The following is a 21,293-nucleotide window of genomic DNA, read 5'->3' as shown; positions in this document are numbered from 1 at the left end:
GAATCCGAGTGAATTATGCGTTGTTGATGCCGAGTTCGCGTTCACGAAGAACGGTTTTCGCGCGTGCAATCGACTTGCGCACTTCACGGATACGAGCAGGGTTCTCAAGCTGACCAGTCGCGAGTTGGAAACGAAGGTTGAACAACTCTTCTTTCCACGAACCGACTTTACCGTTAAGCTCTTCAGTTGTTTGCTGACGGAGATCAGTTGCTTTCATTCGTATCACCACCATTTTCTTCACGTTTTACGAACTTACATTTTACTGGAAGTTTGTGTGATGCAAGACGGAGAGCTTCGCGTGCGATCTCTTCCGATACTCCTGCGATTTCGAACATTACTTTACCCGGTTTGACGACTGCTACCCAGCCCTCCGGAGCACCTTTACCTGAACCCATTCGGACTTCAAGAGGTTTTTTAGTGTATGGCTTGTGTGGGAAGATCTTGATCCACACTTTACCACCACGTTTCATATAACGAGTCATCGCGATACGCGCTGATTCGATTTGACGGCTAGTGATCCAGCTAGCTTCTTGAGCTTGGATACCGAACTCGCCGAAGTGTACTGTAGTACCACGTTTCGCTTTACCACGCATGTTGCCGCGGTGAACACGACGATATTTTACACGTTTTGGTAACAACATGTTGTGTTGCCTCCTTCCCTAGACGGATGTGGATTATTCTTCGTTTGCTGCTGCTTTTTTCGTAGGAAGCACTTCACCGTGGTGGAGCCATACTTTTACGCCAATTTTGCCGTAAGTTGTATCAGCTTCTGCAGTACCGTAATCGATGTCTGCACGGAGTGTATGAAGTGGAACTGTTCCTTCCGAATACTTCTCAGAACGAGCGATATCAGCGCCACCAAGACGACCAGAAACTTCAGTCTTGATTCCTTTGATACCAGAACGCATTGAGCGTTGGATTGATTGCTTCATAGCACGACGGAACGATACGCGACCTTCAAGTTGGCGAGCGATGTTCTCAGCGACGAGCTTAGCAACTGCATCCGGGTTTTTCACTTCAACGACGTTAACGTGAACGCGTTTGCCTTTTGCAAGGTTAGTGATGTCTTTACGAAGTGTTTCGATTTCAGAACCGCCTTTACCGATAACCATACCAGGCTTAGCAGTGTGAAGTGAGATGTTCAAGCGGTTAGCTGCGCGCTCGATTTCTACTTTAGAGACACTAGCGTCTTTAAGACGTTTTTCGATATATTCACGAACTACGTAGTCTTCATGAAGGAGATCAGCATAGTCTTTATCTGCGAACCAACGTGATTCCCAGTCTTTGATGATACCTACGCGAAGACCAGTTGGGTTAATCTTCTGACCCACGGTAATCCCTCCTTATTTTTCAGATACCACGATGTGAACGTGGCTCGTACGTTTGTTGATGCGGCTTGCGCGACCCATTGCACGTGGGCGGAAACGTTTGAGCGTTGGACCTTCGTTTACGTAAGCCTCAGTGACTACGAGGTTTTCGATGTTCATGTCGAAGTTGTGCTCAGCGTTCGCGATTGCCGATTTCAATACTTTCTCAACGATTGGCGTTGCTGCCTTGTTCGTGTAAGCAAGAATCGAAAGTGCTTCGCCGATTTGCTTCCCGCGGATTAAGTCTACTACGAGACGTGCCTTACGAGGAGCAATGCGAACCATATTAGCCGATGCTTTTGATTGCATAATGAGTACCTCCCCTCAGATTAACGTTTCGTTTTCTTATCGTTTCCAGCATGTCCTTTGTAAGAACGTGTTGGAGCGAATTCACCAAGTTTGTGACCGACCATATCTTCTGTCACGTAAACCGGTACGTGTTTACGACCATCGTAGACAGCGATCGTGTGACCGATGAACTCTGGGAAGATTGTCGAGCGGCGTGACCAAGTTTTGATGACATGTTTGTCACCAGCTTCGTTGGCTTTATCAACCTTAGCGAGCAGATGGTGATCTGCGAATGGACCTTTTTTCAAGCTGCGACCCATAGTTGTACCTCCCTTTGGCATGATTCAGGAACGGTTCCTACGAACCGTCCAGAAATCATGTAATTATTTTTTAGAACGACGGACGATATATTTATCGCTCGCTTTGTTTTTCTTACGAGTTTTGTATCCGAGTGCCGGTTTACCCCAAGGAGTAAGTGGGCCCGAACGACCGATTGGAGCACGTCCTTCACCACCACCGTGTGGGTGATCGACTGGGTTCATGACAGAACCACGAACTGTAGGACGTTTTCCGAGCCAGCGTGAACGACCAGCTTTACCGATATTGACGAGCTCGTGCTCTTCATTACCGACAGCGCCGACTGTTGCACGGCAAGTAGCAAGGATCATACGAGTTTCGCCTGATTGAAGACGAACGATCGCGTATTTACCATCTTTACCGAGAAGCTGAGCAGAAGTACCAGCTGCGCGAACGAGCTGACCACCTTTACCTGGCTTAAGTTCGATGTTGTGGATCAACGTACCGACTGGGATGTTTGAAAGTGGAAGAGCATTACCGACTTTAATGTCAGCTTCTGGTCCAGCCATGACTTGCATGTCTACTTTCAAGCCTTTCGGTGCGAGGATGTAGCGTTTTTCACCATCGATGTAGTGGATCAATGCGATGTTAGCAGAGCGGTTTGGATCGTACTCAATTGTAGCGACACGACCAGCGATGCCATCCTTGTTCCGTTTGAAGTCGATGATACGATATTTACGTTTGTGTCCGCCACCTTGGTGACGTACTGTCAAGCGACCTTGGTTGTTACGTCCGCCCTTTTTCGAAAGCTTTTCAGTTAACGATTTTTCAGGACGTGAAGCCGTAATCTCAGCAAAGTCAAGTGCAGTCATATTACGACGACCGTTAGTGGTCGGTTTAAACTTTTTAATTCCCATCGAGAGTTCCCTCCTTTTCTACAGAGTTCCGATTAACCGAGGTAATCGAGTTCTTTGCTATCTGCAGTAAGCGTGACGACCGCTTTTTTGCGGCGTGCTGTGTAACCAGCGTGACGACCTACGCGTTTTGCTTTTGGTTTTGAGATCAATGTGTTGACTTTGTCAACTTTCACTCCGAAGATCGCTTCAACTGCATCTTTGATTTGAGTCTTAGATGCCTTCACGTCTACTTCGAATGTGTACTTTTTCTCAGCCATTTGGTTTACTGAACGTTCAGTAATGACAGGACGTTTGATAATGTCGTGTGTGTGTGCCATTATGCAAGCACCTCCTCTACTCTCGCAACAGCGTCCTTCGTAATGATGACTTTGTCATGAGCGACAAGATCAAGGACGTTTACACCTGCAGCGTCAACGACTGTGACACCTGGGATGTTGCGTGTTGAAAGAACGACTGACTCGTTGTAATCAGCAGTAACGACGAGAACTTTACGTTCGATTGAAAGAGCAGCGAATACTGCGATCATGTCCTTAGTTTTAGGAGCATCGATTGTCAATCCTTCAAGAACGATGAACTCGTTGTTAGCGACTTTCGAAGAAAGTGCTGAACGAAGTGCGAGACGACGAACCTTTTTAGGAAGTTTGTAAGCGTACGAACGTGGTGTTGGACCGAAGACTGTTCCACCGCCAACCCATTGTGGCGAACGGATCGAACCTTGGCGTGCACGACCAGTACCTTTTTGTTTCCATGGTTTACGGCCGCCACCGCGAACTTCCGAGCGACCTTTTGTATCATGTGTACCTTGGCGACGTGAAGCTTGTTGCATGACGATTGCATCGTATACGACTGCTTCATTTGGCTCGATTCCGAAAACGGCATCTGCGAGCTCGATGTCTCCAACTTGTGTACCTGTTTGGTTAAGCAAAGCTACTTTAGGCATTCGTTATTCCTCCTTTCCTTGCAAACGGATTAGTTGCCTTTAACCGCAGATTTGATGACAACTTGGCTCTTACGTGCGCCTGGGATAGCACCCTTGACGAGGAGTAAGCCGCGTTCTGCATCAACTTTTACGATTTCAAGGTTTTGAACAGTGATTTGCTCTCCACCCATGCGTCCAGGGAGCAATTTCCCTTTGAATACACGGTTAGGAGCAACAGGACCCATTGAACCTGGGCGACGGTGGTAACGCGAACCGTGAGCCATTGGACCACGTGATTGGTTGTGACGCTTGATTGCACCAGCGAAACCTTTACCTTTCGACGTACCTGTTACATCAACCATTTCGCCTGCAGCGAAAGTATCTGCTTTAATCTCTTGACCGATTTCGAAATCTGCTACTGATGTACGGATTTCTTTAATGAAGCGCTTAGGTGTCGCGTTTGCTTTCGCAGCGTGACCTTTTTGCGGTTTGTTTTGACGACCTTCTTTGATATCACCAAAGCCGAGTTGGACTGCTTCGTAACCGTCAACTTCCGTTGTTTTCAATTGAAGAACAACGTTACCTTCGACTGAAACGACAGTAACAGGGACGACTTCGCCTGACTCGTTGAAGATTTGTGTCATACCGAGTTTAGTTCCTAAGATTCCTTTAGCCATGAGATACACCTCCTAATATTGAATGATTTTGATCTTCTGGCTAGTATCAACTATCTATAGAAGAAAAATTAAAGTTTGATTTCGATGTCAACGCCCGATGGAAGTTCGAGACGCATAAGCGCATCAACAGTTTTCGGTGTTGGGTTAACGATGTCGATCAAACGTTTGTGTGTACGCATTTCGAACTGCTCACGAGCATCTTTGTACTTGTGAACGGCACGAAGTACTGTGTAGACCGCTTTCTCCGTTGGGAGTGGGATCGGACCAGATACAGTAGCACCTGAACGTTTTGCTGTGTCGACAATCTTCTCAGCCGATTGATCAAGCACGCGGTGATCGTATGCTTTCAAACGGATCCGAATTTTTTCATTTGCCATGTTATTTCCCTCCTTTTCGCCTATTTCGTAAATAGACATTCTCCGCGGAAATTTCCACACTAGCCATGGCAATGCCGCCTGGTGTGTCATAACCTCCCGCTTCATCGCGTTGTGTTTGTGACCAACATATTCTATCATACTGAATCACCAGCAAGAATGCAAGCACTAATAAAATAGAATATGTATTCAAGTCTCTCACCACTCGCACAAACACTTTCCTCAGTATATAAGATGTCAGACCATGTTGCAAGACTGTTTTCAAAGAAATGAAAAAAGGTCTTCCGCCACGGGAGACGGAAGACCTTTGTCTTAAAAATTACTCAACGATTTCTGTAACTGATCCAGCGCCTACTGTACGGCCACCTTCACGGATTGAGAAACGAGTTTCTTTTTCAAGAGCGATTGGTGCGATGAGTTCAACAGTCATTTCGATGTTGTCCCCAGGCATAACCATTTCAGTACCTTCTGGAAGTTGAACCATACCAGTTACGTCAGTTGTACGGAAGTAGAACTGCGGGCGGTAGTTCGCGAAGAATGGCGTGTGACGGCCACCCTCTTCTTTAGAAAGAACGTAAACTTGCGCTTTGAACTTTTTGTGTGGTGTGATTGTGTTTGGTTTCGCGAGAACTTGTCCACGCTCGATGTCGTCACGTGATACACCACGGAGAAGAGCACCGATGTTGTCGCCAGCTTCAGCATAGTCAAGAAGCTTACGGAACATCTCTACACCAGTACATACTGATTTTTTAGTTTCTTCGTGAAGACCAACGATTTCGATCTCGTCGTTGACTTTAAGAACTCCACGCTCAACGCGGCCAGTAGCAACTGTACCACGACCAGTGATTGAGAAGACATCCTCAACTGGCATCATGAAGTCTTTTTCAGTGTCACGAGTTGGTTCTGGGATGTACTCATCGACAGCTGACATGAGTTCAAGAATTTTTTCTTCCCATTTAGCTTCGCCGTTAAGCGCGCCAAGAGCAGAACCTTGGATAACTGGGAGGTCATCACCTGGGAAGTCGTACTCAGAAAGAAGCTCACGGATTTCCATTTCGACGAGCTCAAGAAGCTCTTCGTCGTCAACCATGTCAACTTTGTTCATGAATACTACGATGAAAGGAACACCTACTTGACGTGAAAGCAAGATGTGCTCACGTGTTTGTGGCATTGGACCATCTGTTGCAGAAACAACGAGGATCGCGCCGTCCATTTGTGCAGCACCAGTGATCATGTTTTTAACATAGTCAGCGTGACCTGGGCAGTCAACGTGTGCATAGTGGCGTTTTTCTGTTTCGTACTCGATGTGAGCTGTTGCGATTGTGATACCGCGCTCGCGCTCTTCTGGAGCACCATCGATTTGGTCAAACTTAGTTGCAGCTTTACCTTGTGCTTTTGCAAGTACAGCTGAGATAGCTGCTGTTAAAGTTGTTTTACCGTGGTCGACGTGGCCGATTGTACCAACGTTAACGTGCGGTTTAGAACGGTCGAATTTTTCCTTACCCATTCTGAATTCCTCCTCTATGTGTCTAATAATTTTTTATAACTAGGAAGGTGAGTCGTAAGATAACGTACACCTTCCTTAGCTTACACTAATCATAAAAGCGTGACAACCTGTGAAGGATTAGCCGTTCGCTTTTTTGATGATTTCTTCCGCAACTGATTTCGGTACTTCTTCGTAGTGATCGAAGTGCATCGAGTACGTTCCGCGACCTTGTGTGCGTGAACGAAGACCAGTAGCGTATCCGAACATTTCAGAAAGTGGAATCATTGAACGGACAACTTGAGCGTTACCGCGTGCTTCCATACCTTCTACGCGACCACGGCGTGATGTAACATCACCCATGATGTCTCCCATGTATTCGTCTGGGATGACGATTTCAACTTTCATCATTGGCTCAAGGATAACAGCGCCGCTCTTATCTTTGAGTTGTTTGACTGCCATTGAAGCCGCAACTTTAAATGCCATCTCGTTTGAGTCGACATCGTGGTACGATCCGAAGACGAGTGAAGCTTTTACGTCAACGACCGGGTAACCAGCAAGGATACCGTTTTGAAGTGCTTCTTCGATTCCGTTCTCAACCGCTGGGATGTATTCACGTGGAACAACACCACCGACGATTTTGTTGTTGAACTCGAAGCCAGCGCCTTCTTCGTTCGGCTCGAATTCTACGACGACGTGACCATACTGACCACGACCACCAGATTGACGAGCGAACTTCGAATCGATCTTCGCCGCTTGGCGGATCGTTTCACGGTAAGCTACTTGTGGAGCACCAACGTTTGCTTCGACTTTGAACTCGCGACGCATACGGTCAACGATGATGTCGAGGTGAAGCTCACCCATACCTGAGATGATCGTTTGACCAGTCTCTGGGTTTGTTTCAGTGCGGAACGTTGGATCCTCTTCAGCAAGCTTAGCGAGGGCTTGACCCATTTTATCTTGGTCAGCTTTCGTTTTTGGTTCGATAGCGACCGAGATAACTGGTTCTGGGAATGTCATTGATTCGAGAACGACGTTGTCTTTCTCTGCACAAAGCGTATCTCCAGTAGTTGTATCTTTCAAACCTACAGCTGCAGCGATGTCACCCGCGTATACCATCGGGATCTCTTCACGGCTGTTTGCGTGCATTTGAAGGATACGTCCAAGACGCTCACGTTTGCCTTTTGTTGAGTTTTTAACGTACGATCCTGCCGAAGCTGTACCAGAGTACACACGGAAGAATGTAAGTTTACCGACGTAAGGGTCAGTCATGACTTTGAACGCGAGTGCAGAGAATGGTGCTTCGTCCGAAGACTCACGCACGATTTCTTCATCCGTATCCATGTCGATACCTGAGATCGCTTTAACGTCGATTGGTGATGGGAGGTAATCGAGAACTGCGTCAAGCATAAGCTGAACACCTTTGTTCTTGAATGCCGAACCTACGAGTACAGGATAGAAGTCAACTGTCAGAGTTGCTTTACGGATAGCCGCTTTCAACTCGTCGATTGTGATTTCTTCACCCTCGAGGTATTTCATCATCAATTCTTCTTCGTAATCCGCAACTGCTTCGATCAATGATCCACGGAGTTCTTCAGCTTGATCAGCGAGATCAGCTGGGAAACCGTCAGTCACTTCGATGTCAGTTCCGAGATCGTTGCCGTACATGTATGTTTTCTGTTCGACGAGGTCGATGATTCCTTTGAATTCATCTTCCGCACCGATTGGAAGTTGGATCGCGTGTGCGTTCGCTTGGAGGCGTTCGCGAAGCGTTCCGACCGAGTACAAGAAGTCTGCACCGATTTTATCCATTTTGTTAACGAAAACGATACGTGGTACGCCGTAAGTTGTAGCTTGGCGCCATACTGTCTCAGTTTGTGGCTCAACACCAGACTGAGCGTCAAGTACTGCTACCGCACCATCAAGTACGCGAAGTGAACGTTCAACCTCAACTGTGAAGTCTACGTGTCCAGGTGTATCGATGATGTTTACGCGGTTACCTTTCCATTGAGCAGTTGTTGCTGCCGATGTAATCGTGATCCCACGCTCTTGCTCTTGCTCCATCCAGTCCATTTGTGAAGCACCTTCGTGCGTTTCACCAATCTTGTGGATACGACCCGTGTAATACAGGATACGCTCAGTCGTTGTTGTTTTACCAGCATCGATGTGAGCCATGATCCCGATGTTACGAGTGTTCTTAAGGGAGAATTCTCTTGCCATCTTTAAACATTCTCCTTTCGCATTTTAGTTTAGTGGTCGTGTGTTGCCACACGTCATGACTATACCCGAAAGCCACCTCATAATTCCATTAAAAATGGCATGCATGAGGTGGTGATTTTCGGAATTACCAGCGGTAGTGAGCAAACGCTTTGTTCGCTTCCGCCATTTTGTGCATATCTTCGCGCTTCTTAACAGAAGCACCAGTGTTGTTTGCAGCGTCCATGATTTCGTTAGCAAGGCGCGCATCCATAGTTTTTTCGTTACGGAGACGTGAGTAGTTCACGAGGTAACGAAGTGCGAGTGTCGTACGACGCTCTGGGCGAACTTCGACAGGAACTTGATAGTTAGCTCCACCTACACGGCGTGCTTTAACTTCAAGAACTGGCATGATGTTGTTCATCGCTTCTTCAAAGACTTCCATTGCATCGCGACCTGAACGTTCAGCGATAGTTTCGAAAGCTTTGTATAAGATTTGTTGAGCAGTACCTTTTTTACCATCTAACATAAGACGGTTGATAAGGCGGGTAACGAGTTTAGAGTTGTAGATCGGATCAGCCATTACATCACGACGTTCTGCTTGACCTTTACGTGGCATTCCGAGTCCCTCCTTTCATATAGTGAGGTGATATCTTAAGATATCTAGATTATTTTTTAACTTTAGGACGTTTAGTACCGTATTTCGAACGACCTTGCATACGGCCGTCAACACCAGCTGTATCAAGCGCACCACGAACGATGTGGTAACGTACCCCTGGTAAGTCTTTTACGCGGCCGCGCGGATAAGAACAACACTGTGCTCTTGAAGGTTGTGGCCGATACCTGGGATGTAAGCTGTTACTTCCATTGTGTTCGTCAAACGTACACGTGCGTATTTACGAAGAGCCGAGTTCGGTTTCTTCGGAGTCATTGTACCTACACGAGTACAAACACCACGTTTTTGTGGTGAGCTGATGTCAGTACGAGCTTTAATGAAGCTGTTGTACCCTTTGTTCAGCGCTGGCGAATCTGATTTCACAACTTTTGATTGACGTCCTTTACGGACTAATTGGTTGATAGTAGGCATCTTTGAGATCCTCCCTTCCTGAATTCATGACAAATTTCAAAACCACCGAGCCGGGTGGTTCATCGAAAGTCATAATGAAACGTTTTGCGTGGCTCAGGCATTCCATCGCCACACAAAACGCATTATCAAACTTTCTTAATGGCAACAGCGGTTGCTGCGACATCGATTCCACAAGCTTTTCCAAGCTCTTGCTTAGAAGGAACATTCACGACTGGAACGTTTGCTTGTTTCGCCGCATCGAGCAATGCTTGTTTTACGTGTTCATCTGCGTCATCCGCAATGATCACTTCCGACGCCTTGCCAGATCGCAATGCTTTGAGCGTTTGCTTTTGACCGACAAACTTCAAATCTGCGCCGACTACTTTTTTGTAAGACATGAAGATATCCTCCAAAATAACACAGCCGGTTGGCAACACTATATCATAGTAGCACCGCCATACCGGCGTGTCAAGGCGTTTTATTCTACCGGAGAATCGGCTTCTACAGGTGCTTCGCCAGCTACTTCGAGATCGATCTGACGGTAACGTGACATCCCAGTACCAGCTGGAACTAACTTACCGATGATGACGTTCTCTTTCAAGCCGCGAAGGTAGTCGCTCTTCCCTTTAATCGCTGCATCTGTAAGGACACGAGTCGTTTCTTGGAACGACGCAGCCGATAGGAATGAATCTGTTTCAAGTGACGCTTTCGTGATACCGAGAAGAACTGGTTTCGCCGAAGCGAGAGCTTTCCCATTACGGAGCGCTTCTTTACAAGCTTCCTTGAACGTGCTGATATCGACGAGCGAACCTGGTAAGAGTGAAGTCTCACCAGACTCGATGACACGTACGCGACGGATCATTTGGCGAACCATGACCTCGACGTGTTTGTCACCGATCTCAACCCCTTGCATCCGGTATACTTTTTGAACTTCTTGAAGCAAGTAGTTCTGAACGCCGGATACACCTTTAACGTTCAAGAGTTCTTTCGGATCGATCGAACCTTCCGTGAAGACTTGACCAGCTTTGACCTCGTCCCCGAGCTGAACACGTAGACGCGAACCGAATGGGATCGTGTATGTGCGTGTTTCGCTGAGTCCTTGGACCGTCAATTCACGTTTGTCACGCGATTCCGTGAAGTCGATGACTTGACCATCGATTTCCGAGATGACCGCTTGACCTTTCGGGTTACGCGCTTCGAACAACTCTTGGATACGCGGAAGACCTTGTGTGATATCGTCCCCGGCAACCCCACCTGTGTGGAAGGTACGCATCGTAAGCTGCGTTCCTGGCTCACCGATTGATTGTGCCGCGATGATACCGACAGCTTCGCCGACTTCGACGTCGTTGCCTGTTGCCAAGTTACGTCCGTAACATTTCTTACAGACACCATGGCTTGTGTTACATGTGAAGGCAGTACGGATCTCAACGTTATCGACACCAGCGTCAGTGATGACACGCGCGATGTCTTCATCGATGAGTTCGTTCGTTGAAACGAGGACTTCTCCTGTTTCAGGGTGAACGACGTTTTCGAATGCCGTACGGCCGACGAGGCGGTCGTAGAGGCTTTCGATCTCTTCCGTTCCTTCACGGAGTGCTGTGACGCGGATACCACGATCCGTTCCACAATCATCTTCACGGATGATGACGTCTTGAGCAACGTCAACGAGACGACGAGTCAGGTAACCTGAGTCAGCCGTTTTCAAGGCTGTATCGGCAAGACCTTTACGTGCACCGTGTGTTGAGATGAAGTATTCCTGTACCGTTAGACCCTCACGGAACGATGATTTGATCGGGAGCTCGATGATCCGTCCACTTGGAGCGGCCATGAGTCCACGCATACCAGCGAGCTGCGTGAAGTTCGACGCGTTACCACGGGCACCGGAGTCACTCATCATGAAGATCGGGTTGAGACGGTTGAGGGATTTCATCAGACGAGACTGAATTTCATCCTTCGCATCATTCCACGATTTAACGACGCGCTCATAGCGCTCGTCTTCTGTGATGAGACCACGACGGTACGATTTCATGACGCGGTCGACATTGTCCTGCGCTTCAACAAGAATTTCTTGTTTATCCGGAAGAACGATGATGTCCGCGATCCCTACCGTGATACCGGCACGAGTCGAGTGTTTGAATCCGAGGTTTTTCATGCGGTCGAGCATGCGACTTGTTTCTGTTGTCTCAAACCGTTTGAAGACTTCCGCGATGACATTTCCAAGGAATCCTTTTTTGAACGGGTCGATGATCGGACGGTTCTTCAGTTCTGCCGCGACATCTGTTCCTTTTTCAAGGAAGTACTTGTCTGGCGTCGCTTCTTGAAGGTTCGTCATCGTTGGTTCGTTCAAGTAAGGGAACGTCGTTGGGAGGATCTCGTTGAAGATCAACTTACCGACTGTTGTAATCAATAATTTCTCGTTTTGCTCTTCCGTGAATGTCGGGTTCTTCAGAACGCCGGCTGGAATCGCAACACGTGTATGGAAGTGCGCATAACCGTTTTGGTAAGCGATGAGCGCTTCGTTCACTGTCGAGAAGATTTTACCTTCGCCGATCGCGTTTTCGCGCTCGAGCGTGAGGTAGTAGTTACCGAGGACCATATCCTGCGATGGTGTAACAACAGGTTTACCGTCTTTCGGGTTCAAGATGTTTTGTGCAGCGAGCATGAGAAGACGCGCTTCTGCTTGTGCTTCTGCCGAAAGTGGTACGTGAACCGCCATTTGGTCACCATCGAAATCGGCGTTGTATGCCGTACATACGAGTGGGTGAAGGCGAATCGCGCGTCCTTCGACGAGCGTTGGTTCGAACGCCTGGATACCGAGACGGTGAAGTGTCGGTGCACGGTTCAAGAGAACCGGATGCTCACGGATGACTTCTTCGAGGACATCCCAGATTTCAGGTTGAACGCGCTCGATTTTCCGTTTCGCACTCTTGATGTTCGGTGCGATGCCACGAGAGACGAGTTCTTTCATGACGAACGGTTTGAAGAGCTCAAGGGCCATTTCTTTTGGAAGACCACATTGATACATCTTCAGGTTTGGACCAACGACGATAACCGAACGACCAGAGTAGTCGACACGTTTACCGAGCAAGTTTTGACGGAAACGTCCTTGTTTCCCTTTCAACATGTGTGAAAGTGATTTAAGTGGACGGTTACCTGGTCCAGTGACTGGACGACCACGACGACCGTTATCGATCAAAGCATCGACTGCTTCTTGAAGCATCCGTTTTTCATTCTGAACGATGATGTTCGGAGCGCCAAGGTCAAGAAGACGCTTGAGACGGTTGTTACGGTTGATGACGCGGCGGTACAAGTCGTTCAAGTCAGACGTTGCGAAACGTCCGCCATCGAGTTGAACCATCGGACGAAGTTCCGGTGGGATGACTGGAAGTACTTCAAGCACCATCCATTCTGGATTGTTGCCTGAGTTACGGAACGCATCGAGGACTTCAAGGCGTTTGATCGCACGCGTACGACGTTGTCCTTGAATCATACGAAGCTCTTCACGTAATGCAGCGACTTCTTTATCGAGTTCCACGTCACGGAGCAATTTACGAACTGCTTCCGCACCCATTTCAGCAGTGAACGAACGACCGAACTTCTCACGATATGCACGGTATTCTTTCTCTGAAAGGAGTTGTTTCTTCTCAAGTGTCGATTCGCCTGGATCTGTGACGACGTACGACGCGAAGTAGATGATCTCTTCTAACGCACGCGGTGACATGTCGAGGACGAGTCCCATACGGCTAGGAATTCCTTTGAAGTACCAGATGTGCGAAACCGGTGCTGCGAGCTCGATGTGACCCATGCGCTCACGACGGACTTTCGACTTCGTGACTTCAACGCCACAGCGGTCACAAATGATTCCTTTATAGCGGATCCGTTTGTATTTACCACAGTAACATTCCCAGTCTTTTGTTGGACCAAAAATACGTTCACAGAACAAACCGTCTTTCTCCGGTTTGAGTGTACGATAGTTGATCGTCTCCGGCTTTTTCACTTCCCCGAAAGACCATGAACGGATCTTTTCGGGGGAAGCGAGGCCGATTTGCATATATTCAAATCTATTAACATCTACCAAGGGGTGGACCTCCCTTTCGCTTATTCCTCTTCAGTAACAACTGGTGCGACAGGCGCTTGAACTTCTTCGAGTGCTGGAGTCGCGTTCGGGATATTGTCCTCGTCTTCGTCGCGCATTTCGATCTCTTCATCATCAGCAGACATCATCTTGACGTCCATACCGAGTGATTGAAGCTCTTTAATGAGGACTCGGAACGATTCCGGTACGCCCGGTTGTGGTACATTCTCACCTTTGACGATTGCTTCGTACGCTTTAACACGACCGATCGTGTCATCCGACTTGATTGTAAGGATCTCTTGGAGCGTGTAGGCTGCGCCGTATGCTTCAAGTGCCCATACTTCCATCTCACCGAAACGCTGACCACCGAACTGGGCTTTACCACCGAGCGGTTGTTGTGTGACGAGTGAGTATGGTCCTGTCGAACGTGCGTGAAGTTTATCATCGACCATGTGAGCAAGTTTAATCATATACATGACACCGACAGAGATGCGGTTATCGAACGCTTCACCCGAACGGCCATCATAAAGGACAGTCTTCGCGTCGCGATCCATACCTGCTTCTTCAATCGTTGCCCAAACATCTTCCTCACGCGCACCATCGAATACCGGTGATGCGACTTTGATGCCGAGTTGACGTGCTGCCATCCCGAGGTGAAGCTCGAGCAACTGCCCGATGTTCATCCGTGATGGAACCCCAAGTGGGTTCAACATGATGTCAATTGGCGTACCGTCTGGCATGTACGGCATGTCTTCTTCTGGAAGGATACGCGAGATAACACCTTTGTTACCGTGACGACCCGCCATTTTGTCACCCTCGTGAATCTTACGCTTCTGAACGATGTAAGCACGGATCAACTGGTTGACACCAGGTGAGAGCTCGTCCCCATTATCGCGGTCGAAGATTTTGACGTCGAGGATGATTCCATCACCACCGTGTGGTACACGGAGAGATGTATCACGGACTTCACGTGCTTTTTCACCGAAGATTGCATGAAGAAGACGTTCTTCCGCTGTCAATTCCGTTACACCCTTCGGCGTAACTTTACCGACGAGGATATCGCCGTCCTTGACTTCCGCACCGACGCGGATGATTCCGCGATCGTCGAGGTTTTTCAAGGCATCATCACCGACGTTCGGAATATCACGTGTGATTTCTTCCGGTCCGAGTTTCGTATCACGCGACTCACATTCGTATTCTTCGATGTGGATCGATGTGTAGACGTCGTCTTTAACAAGACGCTCACTCATGATGACAGCATCCTCATAGTTGTAACCATCCCATGTCATGAAACCGACGAGTACGTTACGACCAAGCGCAAGTTCCCCACCGTCCATCGATGGACCATCTGCAAGGATCTCGCCTTTATCGACTGGGTCGCCTGCTTTGATGATTGGTTTTTGGTTATAACACGTTCCTTGGTTAGAACGGATGAATTTTTGAATCTTGTAACGGTCGAGTTCACCTTCAACGATGTTGCCATCGACTTCCGTCGTACGACGGACAAGGATTTCACGCGCCGTGACACGCTCAGCGATCCCTGCGTGCTTCGCAACGACAGCGGCTCCTGAGTCTTTCGCAGACACGTACTCCATTCCTGTACCGACAATCGGAGATTCCGGGTTCAGAAGTGGGACGGCCTGACGCTGCATGTTCGCTCCCATGAGGGCACGGTTCGAGTCATCGTTCTCAAGGAACGGGATACAAGCCGTTGCGGCAGATACAACCTGCTTCGGCGATACGTCCATGTAATCGACACGTGCTGGTTCGACAGACAAGTTTTGTCCACGGAAACGTGAAAGGACGTGTGAATCTTTGAACGTCTTCTCTTCCGTCAACAACATGTTTGCCTGTGCGACGACGTAGAGATCCTCTTCGTCAGCAGTCATGTAGTGGATTTCATCCGTGACGACGCCCGTTTCCGGATCGACACGACGATATGGCGCTTCGATGAAGCCGTACTCATTGACCTTCGCGTACGAAGACAACGAGTTGATCAAACCGATGTTTGGTCCCTCTGGCGTTTCGATCGGACACATACGGGAATAGTGCGAGTAGTGTACGTCACGAACTTCGAAACCAGCGCGCTCACGTGTCAAACCACCCGGTCCGAGTGCTGAAAGACGACGTTTGTGCGTCAATTCCGCAAGCGGGTTCGTTTGGTCCATGAACTGAGACAACTGCGAGCTACCGAAGAACTCTTTAATCGATGCGATAACTGGACGAATGTTGATCAATGCCTGTGGCGTGATCGCATTCTGATCCTGAATCGACATCCGTTCCTTAACGACACGTTCCATCCGTGAGAGACCGATCCGGAATTGGTTCTGGAGCAGCTCACCGACTGAACGAAGACGACGGTTACCGAGGTGGTCGATATCGTCTGTCGTACCGACTTCATGCAACAAGTTGAAGAAGTAGTTGATGGCAGCAATCATGTCAGCAGGCGTGATGTGCTTGATGTCACGATCGATGTTACCGTTACCGATGATATTGATGATGCGTTCACCTTCAGCATCGTCCGGTGCGAACACCTTGATTGACTGTAAGTTGAAAGCCTCACCCTGCGTCACGCCGCCTGTAGGCGTCGCTTCGATGTAACCAACGGATCCTTCAAGGAATGGAAGGACTTTATCGAGCATACGACGATCAAGGACCGTTCCTGCTTCCGCGATGACTTCACCTGTCTCAGGATCAACAAGCGTTTCCGCAAGTTTTTGACCGAAGAGACGGTTCTTAAGATGAAGCTTTTTATTGATTTTATAACGACCAACGTTTGCCAAATCATAACGTTTCGGGTCAAAGAAGCGCGATACGAGCAACGCTTTTGCGTTTTCGACTGTCGGCGGCTCTCCCGGACGTAGACGCTCATAAATCTCGATGAGGGCTTTTTCCGTTGATTCCGTATTATCTTTTTCAAGTGAATTCCGGAGGTACTCATCATCACCGATAAGATCGATGATTTCCTGATCCGTACCGAAACCAAGAGCACGTAAAAGAACCGTTACTGGAATCTTACGCGTGCGATCAATGCGAACATAAACGATGTCTTTCGCGTCTGTCTCGAGCTCGAGCCATGCACCACGGTTTGGGATGACTGTTGCGGAGAATCCACGCTTACCGTTCTTATCTAACTTATTGTTGTAATAAACACTTGGCGAACGAACAAGCTGCGAAACGATTACGCGCTCCGCTCCATTGATGATGAATGTTCCCGACTCCGTCATAAGCGGGAAGTCACCCATGAAGACTTCTTGTTCTTTCAATTCACCCGTCTCTTTATTTTGAAGACGGACTTTAACGCGTAGTGGTGCCGAATAGGTCACGTCGCGCTCTTTCGATTCATCGATCGAATACTTCGGCTCTCCGAGCGAGTAGTCGATGAATTCTAATACGAGATTCCCTGTGAAATCGGAAATCGGCGAAATGTCATGAAACATCTCACGAAGACCTTCCCGCAGGAACCACTCATACGAATTCGTTTGAATCTCGATTAAGTTTGGAAGTTCCAATACTTCGCTGATACGTGCATAGCTTCTTCTCTGACGGTGACGACCGTACTGAACAAGTTGACCAGTCAACTGATTCACCTCTCAGACCCACTTCTTCTTATAGAGAAGGACGGGTGTAATATCGAACATTGAAGCCATTTTTTGATTGATAAGCGCAAAAAAGCGACGTCTTGTCTACTCAATCATCTGTAGTCGAGAACGCCAGCTGCTTTCAAACATCTTATCCAAAAATCACTCCAATGGCATTTTATAATACTATCATAGACACAACATGCGGTCAACGACAAATCCTTCGATTTGTCAAGACCGAATTGATTTAAATATCGAGTACCCTTATCGCGGGTAACTGTCTCACACATACCGAATACGTCTTCCATCAATTTCTTCGCTGATGGTCCACCTTGTTTCTTTTGAATGACGACCCAAAGCTCGCCGCCGACTACAAGGTGATCATACGCTTCCCGGAGAATACGATGAACGACCGTTTTTCCCGCCCGAATCGGTGGATTCGTCACGATCGCTGCGAATGTCGATTCGCCTACCCCATCATACCCGTCACTCACACCGGTCGTCACGGAAACACCGTTCGCGCGCGCATTGTCTGCCGCTAGTTCGAGCGCCCGTTCATTGACATCGATCAAGTGTGCCGGACGACCCGTCGACTTCGAAAGCGCGATGCCCATCGGTCCGTATCCGCAACCGACATCCAAGATATCTCCCGCTACAGCCGGTTCCGTGAATGCCTCGATCAACAGACGGGAACCAAAATCGATTCCGTTCTTCGAAAAGACACCATGATCCGATGTAAAGCGGAGCGTCTGACCACGCAGAACATATTCCCACGTCTTCGGATCTCGTTTCGATGAAGGGTCATTCGTATAATAATGATCCGCCATGTTTCCTTCCCCTCTCATGTAAAAGATGAAAACAAAAGAAGCTCGCAATGCGAGCTTCTCTTGTTTCTACGGAAGAAGAAAATTACTTAACTTCTACAGTAGCGCCAGCTTCTTCAAGCTTAGCTTTCATTGCTTCAGCGTCTTCTTTCGAAACGCCTTCTTTAACTGGTGCTGGAGTTCCGTCTACGAGAGCTTTCGCTTCTTTAAGACCGAGACCAGTCAATTCGCGAACTGCTTTGATGACGTTGATTTTACCAGATCCAGCGTTAGTAAGGATAACGTCGAATTCAGTTTGCTCTTCAGCTGCTGCGCCTGCGCCAGCACCTGCAACTGCTACTGGAGCTGCTGCTGATACGCCGAATTCTTCTTCGATTGTTTTTACGAGTTCGTTAAGTTCAAGAACAGTCATGCCCTTGAGGTCTTCGATAAATTGCTCTTTGTTGAAAGCCATTATGGTTTTCCTCCTTTGATTTAGCCCACGTTGGGGTGTGAAAATTGTGTTGGTTGCCTATCCCGCTAAGCAGAAATTAAGCAGATTGTTCTTCTTTTTGCTCTGCGATTGCGTTCGTTGCCACCGCGAGTCCACGGATTGGCGCTTGAAGCACGCTGAGGAGCATCGAAAGGAGACCTTCGCGTGATGGAAGTTCCGCAAGGGCTTTGACATCTTCTACTGAAGTGACTTTGCCTTCGATGATACCACCTTTAAGTTCGAGAGCCTTGTGCGTTTTAGCGAAGTCGTTCAAGATCTTAGCTGGCGCGATAACGTCTTCATTGCTGAAGGCGATCGCACTAGGACCTGTGAAGACTTCATCAAGACCTTCGAGGTTGCTTTGAACTGCCGCGCGGCGGAGGAGACCGTTTTTGTAAACTTTGAATTCAACGCCCGCTTCGCGGAGTTGTTTACGAAGTTCAGTGACTTCTTCTACTGTGAGACCACGGTAGTCGACGACAACTGTTCCTGCGCTCGCTTGGAGTTTCTCAGCGATCTCAGATACGAGATCCGCTTTGACAGCGATAACTTTTTCGTTTGCCATTTCTGTTGCACCTCCTGGTAGATGAAATGTACCGGTGCGAGGGGCTGCTCGATTTCAAATAAAAAGCCTCCGTCTGCAGAGCAGAGGAGGCGTAATCGTCAAAAAGGATACCTGAACAAACAGGCTCTCTGAGCAAGAACACCTCGGAAGGATTTATGCCCATGTGAGCACCTTCTGTCTACGGTATGTCGAAATATATCAACGTTTTATACTGTAACAGCGTTCTTAGAACGTTGTCAAGTTCGTTTTAGACGAAATTATTTCGCGAAGTCAGCTGAAGATACTTTTACACCAGGACCCATTGTAGAAGCGATCGCGATGTTCTTAAGGTATACACCTTTAGCAGTAGCAGGCTTAACTTTTACGAGAGTTTCGATAACTGTGTTGATGTTATCAACGAGTTTCTCGTTATCGAATGATTTTTTACCGACAGGAACGTGGATGTTACCTGATTTGTCGACACGGTACTCAACTTTACCAGCTTTGATATCGTTGATTGCTTTTGTGACGTCAAATGTAACTGTACCTGTTTTCGGGTTTGGCATGAGGCCTTTTGGTCCGAGAACGCGACCAAGTTTACCAACTTCACCCATCATGTCTGGTGTCGCGACGATAACGTCGAAGTCGAACCATCCTTGTTGGATTTTGTTGATGTACTCAGCATCACCAGCGTAATCTGCTCCAGCAGCTTCCGCTTCTTTTAATTTCTCACCTTTCGCGAAGACGAGAACTTTTTGTGTTTTACCAGTACCGTGTGGCAATACGACTGCTCCACGGATTTGTTGGTCTGCTTTCTTCGGATCTACTCCGAGACGAACAGCCAATTCGATAGTCTCATCGAATTTCGCAGTTGCAGATTTTTTAGTCAAATCTACAGCTTCTGCGAGTTCGTATGAAACCGTACGATCGATAAGCTTAGCAGCTTCTTTGTACTTCTTACCCATTTTAGGTTCCTCCTTTGTGGTTGTGCGGAAAATCCTCCCACATAATGAAAGGGTAGCAGGCTTCAAGAAACTATCCGCCTGCGACCCTCATCGTTGTTCATGGTAATCAAAAAGACATTAGTCTTCGATTACGATACCCATAGAACGTGCAGTACCTTCAACCATCAACATTGCTGTTTCAACAGATGATGCGTTAAGGTCTGGCATTTTTGTTTCAGCGATTTCACGAACTTTGTCACGTTTGACAGTCGCTACTTTCTTACGGTTCGGTTCACCTGAACCACTCTCAATTCCAGCTGCTTTCTTCAAGAGAACTGCTGCTGGAGGAGTTTTAGTGATGAATGTGAATGAACGATCTTCAAAAACCGTGATGACTACAGGGATAATCAAGCCGGCTTGGTCTTGTGTACGAGCGTTGAACTCTTTACAGAAGCCCATGATGTTCACACCTGCTTGACCGAGTGCCGGTCCAACTGGTGGAGCTGGGTTTGCTTTGCCCGCAGGAATTTGAAGTTTTACGAGTTTCATAACCTTCTTCGCCACGAGACACACCTCCTTAATTCTTTAATGTGGTTTAATTGGACGTTGCGCGTCCTCCCACTCATTCTATTCGACGAGTTATTTATCGAAATAAGCACAACATCAAACACGAAAAATTGTATCATTAAAACAAAACATTCGCAATAGGAAACTTAATCGATTTTATCGACCTGTGCGAAATCAAGCTCGACCTTCGTTTCGCGACCGAACATATCAACAGAGACTTTCATTTTCTCAGCATCTGTATCAAGCTCCTCGATCGTACCTTCGAGATTTTCGAAAGCTCCTTCTTTGATTCGGACGATTTGTCCGAGTGAGAAGTCGTAACGGCTCTTCAGATCGACGAGACCCATTGATCCAAGGATGTTTTCTGCTTCTTCCGGAAGGAGCGGTGTCGGTTTTGAACCGCCGCCGACTGATCCGAGGAAGCCCGTGACGTTCGGAGTATTCCGGACGACATACCAAGAATCATCCGTCATGACCATCTCGACGAGGACATAACCCGGGAAGATCTTGACTTCACGTTCCTTGATTTTCGTTTCTCCCTTTTTGTTCGTTACTTCTTCTTGTACCGTTTCAATCGGAACGAGTACACGGAAGATTTTTTCGTCCATGTTCATGGATTCAATCCGACGTTCAAGGTTCGCCTTGACGTTGTTTTCGAATCCGGAATACGTTTGGACGACAAACCATTGTTTCTCCATGGTA

21 protein-coding genes, 2 pseudogenes and 1 other annotated feature are annotated in these 21,293 nt (G+C 47.8%); all 23 genes and pseudogenes read right to left on the bottom strand.

What is annotated here, in order from left to right:
- Positions 1-13 precede the first annotated feature (13 nt).
- The 23 genes and pseudogenes from rpmC to nusG all read right to left on the bottom strand — a co-directional run bounded on the left by rpmC (position 14) and on the right by nusG (position 21,289).
- Positions 14-217 (bottom strand): 50S ribosomal protein L29, encoded by a 204-nt coding sequence (gene rpmC / locus AC3B4V_RS15605; protein WP_012369017.1) that lies wholly within the window; start codon positions 215-217, stop codon positions 14-16.
- On the bottom strand, positions 204-641 hold the full coding sequence (rplP, locus tag AC3B4V_RS15600) for a 50S ribosomal protein L16 (RefSeq protein WP_012369016.1): 438 nt from the start codon (positions 639-641) through the stop codon (positions 204-206). The genes rpmC and rplP overlap by 14 nt, the downstream gene beginning before the upstream one ends.
- A gap of 33 nt (positions 642-674) precedes the next feature.
- Positions 675-1,331: a 30S ribosomal protein S3 gene (gene rpsC, locus AC3B4V_RS15595; RefSeq protein ID WP_023466633.1), complete on the bottom strand. Its 657-nt coding sequence runs from the start codon at positions 1,329-1,331 to the stop codon at positions 675-677.
- A gap of 12 nt (positions 1,332-1,343) precedes the next feature.
- Positions 1,344-1,676, bottom strand: coding sequence for a 50S ribosomal protein L22 (gene rplV, locus AC3B4V_RS15590; RefSeq protein ID WP_012369014.1), 333 nt, complete (start codon positions 1,674-1,676; stop codon positions 1,344-1,346).
- 20 nt (positions 1,677-1,696) lie between these two features.
- On the bottom strand, positions 1,697-1,975 hold the full coding sequence (rpsS, locus tag AC3B4V_RS15585; protein WP_012369013.1) for a 30S ribosomal protein S19: 279 nt from the start codon (positions 1,973-1,975) through the stop codon (positions 1,697-1,699).
- Positions 1,976-2,038: 63 nt separating this feature from the next.
- On the bottom strand, positions 2,039-2,869 hold the full coding sequence (gene rplB, locus AC3B4V_RS15580; RefSeq protein ID WP_023466632.1) for a 50S ribosomal protein L2: 831 nt from the start codon (positions 2,867-2,869) through the stop codon (positions 2,039-2,041).
- 32 nt (positions 2,870-2,901) lie between these two features.
- A complete protein-coding gene (gene rplW / locus AC3B4V_RS15575; protein ID WP_023466631.1) occupies positions 2,902-3,186 on the bottom strand; it encodes a 50S ribosomal protein L23 in 285 nt (94 codons plus the stop codon).
- Complete coding sequence (rplD, locus tag AC3B4V_RS15570; RefSeq protein ID WP_023466630.1) at positions 3,186-3,809, bottom strand: 50S ribosomal protein L4; 624 nt, start codon at positions 3,807-3,809, stop codon at positions 3,186-3,188. The genes rplW and rplD overlap by 1 nt, the downstream gene beginning before the upstream one ends.
- Positions 3,810-3,838: 29 nt before the next feature.
- Positions 3,839-4,465: a 50S ribosomal protein L3 gene (rplC, locus tag AC3B4V_RS15565; protein ID WP_058705174.1), complete on the bottom strand. Its 627-nt coding sequence runs from the start codon at positions 4,463-4,465 to the stop codon at positions 3,839-3,841.
- A gap of 68 nt (positions 4,466-4,533) precedes the next feature.
- Positions 4,534-4,842, bottom strand: a complete 309-nt coding sequence (gene rpsJ, locus AC3B4V_RS15560) for a 30S ribosomal protein S10 (RefSeq protein WP_029343090.1) — start codon at positions 4,840-4,842, stop codon at positions 4,534-4,536.
- 316 nt (positions 4,843-5,158) lie between these two features.
- Positions 5,159-6,346: an elongation factor Tu gene (gene tuf / locus AC3B4V_RS15555; RefSeq protein WP_058266098.1), complete on the bottom strand. Its 1,188-nt coding sequence runs from the start codon at positions 6,344-6,346 to the stop codon at positions 5,159-5,161.
- A 117-nt stretch (positions 6,347-6,463) separates the two neighbouring features.
- The gene (fusA, locus tag AC3B4V_RS15550; RefSeq protein WP_023466625.1) at positions 6,464-8,542 is read right to left on the bottom strand and encodes an elongation factor G; all 2,079 of its coding nucleotides are present in this window, start codon (positions 8,540-8,542) and stop codon (positions 6,464-6,466) included.
- Between the two features lie 124 nt (positions 8,543-8,666).
- Positions 8,667-9,137, bottom strand: a complete 471-nt coding sequence (rpsG, locus tag AC3B4V_RS15545) for a 30S ribosomal protein S7 (RefSeq protein ID WP_023466623.1) — start codon at positions 9,135-9,137, stop codon at positions 8,667-8,669.
- A 49-nt stretch (positions 9,138-9,186) separates the two neighbouring features.
- Positions 9,187-9,605, bottom strand: a pseudogene (gene rpsL, locus AC3B4V_RS15540) (30S ribosomal protein S12).
- A 125-nt stretch (positions 9,606-9,730) separates the two neighbouring features.
- Entirely contained in the window at positions 9,731-9,982 is a 252-nt protein-coding gene (locus tag AC3B4V_RS15535) for a ribosomal L7Ae/L30e/S12e/Gadd45 family protein (protein WP_023466620.1), read from the bottom strand.
- An 80-nt stretch (positions 9,983-10,062) separates the two neighbouring features.
- Positions 10,063-13,662 carry a DNA-directed RNA polymerase subunit beta' gene (rpoC, locus tag AC3B4V_RS15530; RefSeq protein ID WP_035413153.1) on the bottom strand — a complete coding sequence of 1,200 codons (3,600 nt, stop codon included), beginning with the start codon at positions 13,660-13,662 and terminating at the stop codon, positions 10,063-10,065.
- A gap of 20 nt (positions 13,663-13,682) precedes the next feature.
- Positions 13,683-17,240 carry a DNA-directed RNA polymerase subunit beta gene (gene rpoB / locus AC3B4V_RS15525; RefSeq protein WP_488378842.1) on the bottom strand — a complete coding sequence of 1,186 codons (3,558 nt, stop codon included), beginning with the start codon at positions 17,238-17,240 and terminating at the stop codon, positions 13,683-13,685.
- Positions 17,241-17,500: 260 nt separating this feature from the next.
- Positions 17,501-18,067 (bottom strand): annotated as a pseudogene (locus AC3B4V_RS15520) (class I SAM-dependent methyltransferase); the annotation flags it as partial.
- Positions 18,068-18,149: 82 nt separating this feature from the next.
- Positions 18,150-18,518 carry a 50S ribosomal protein L7/L12 gene (gene rplL, locus AC3B4V_RS15515; protein ID WP_023466613.1) on the bottom strand — a complete coding sequence of 123 codons (369 nt, stop codon included), beginning with the start codon at positions 18,516-18,518 and terminating at the stop codon, positions 18,150-18,152.
- 76 nt (positions 18,519-18,594) lie between these two features.
- A complete protein-coding gene (gene rplJ / locus AC3B4V_RS15510; protein ID WP_023466611.1) occupies positions 18,595-19,101 on the bottom strand; it encodes a 50S ribosomal protein L10 in 507 nt (168 codons plus the stop codon).
- A 50-nt stretch (positions 19,102-19,151) separates the two neighbouring features.
- Positions 19,152-19,303: a sequence feature (ribosomal protein L10 leader region), on the bottom strand.
- A gap of 55 nt (positions 19,304-19,358) precedes the next feature.
- A complete protein-coding gene (rplA, locus tag AC3B4V_RS15505) occupies positions 19,359-20,045 on the bottom strand; it encodes a 50S ribosomal protein L1 (RefSeq protein ID WP_064300983.1) in 687 nt (228 codons plus the stop codon).
- 117 nt (positions 20,046-20,162) lie between these two features.
- A complete protein-coding gene (rplK, locus tag AC3B4V_RS15500) occupies positions 20,163-20,588 on the bottom strand; it encodes a 50S ribosomal protein L11 (protein ID WP_023466609.1) in 426 nt (141 codons plus the stop codon).
- Between the two features lie 149 nt (positions 20,589-20,737).
- Positions 20,738-21,289, bottom strand: coding sequence for a transcription termination/antitermination protein NusG (gene nusG, locus AC3B4V_RS15495; protein WP_023466607.1), 552 nt, complete (start codon positions 21,287-21,289; stop codon positions 20,738-20,740).
- Positions 21,290-21,293: the final 4 nt, after the last annotated feature.

The sequence above is a fragment of the Exiguobacterium sp. E17S genome, from assembly GCF_057772545.1.
The sequence above is the reverse complement of the archived record's forward strand: the minus strand, read 5'-3'. Positions and strand labels throughout refer to the sequence as shown.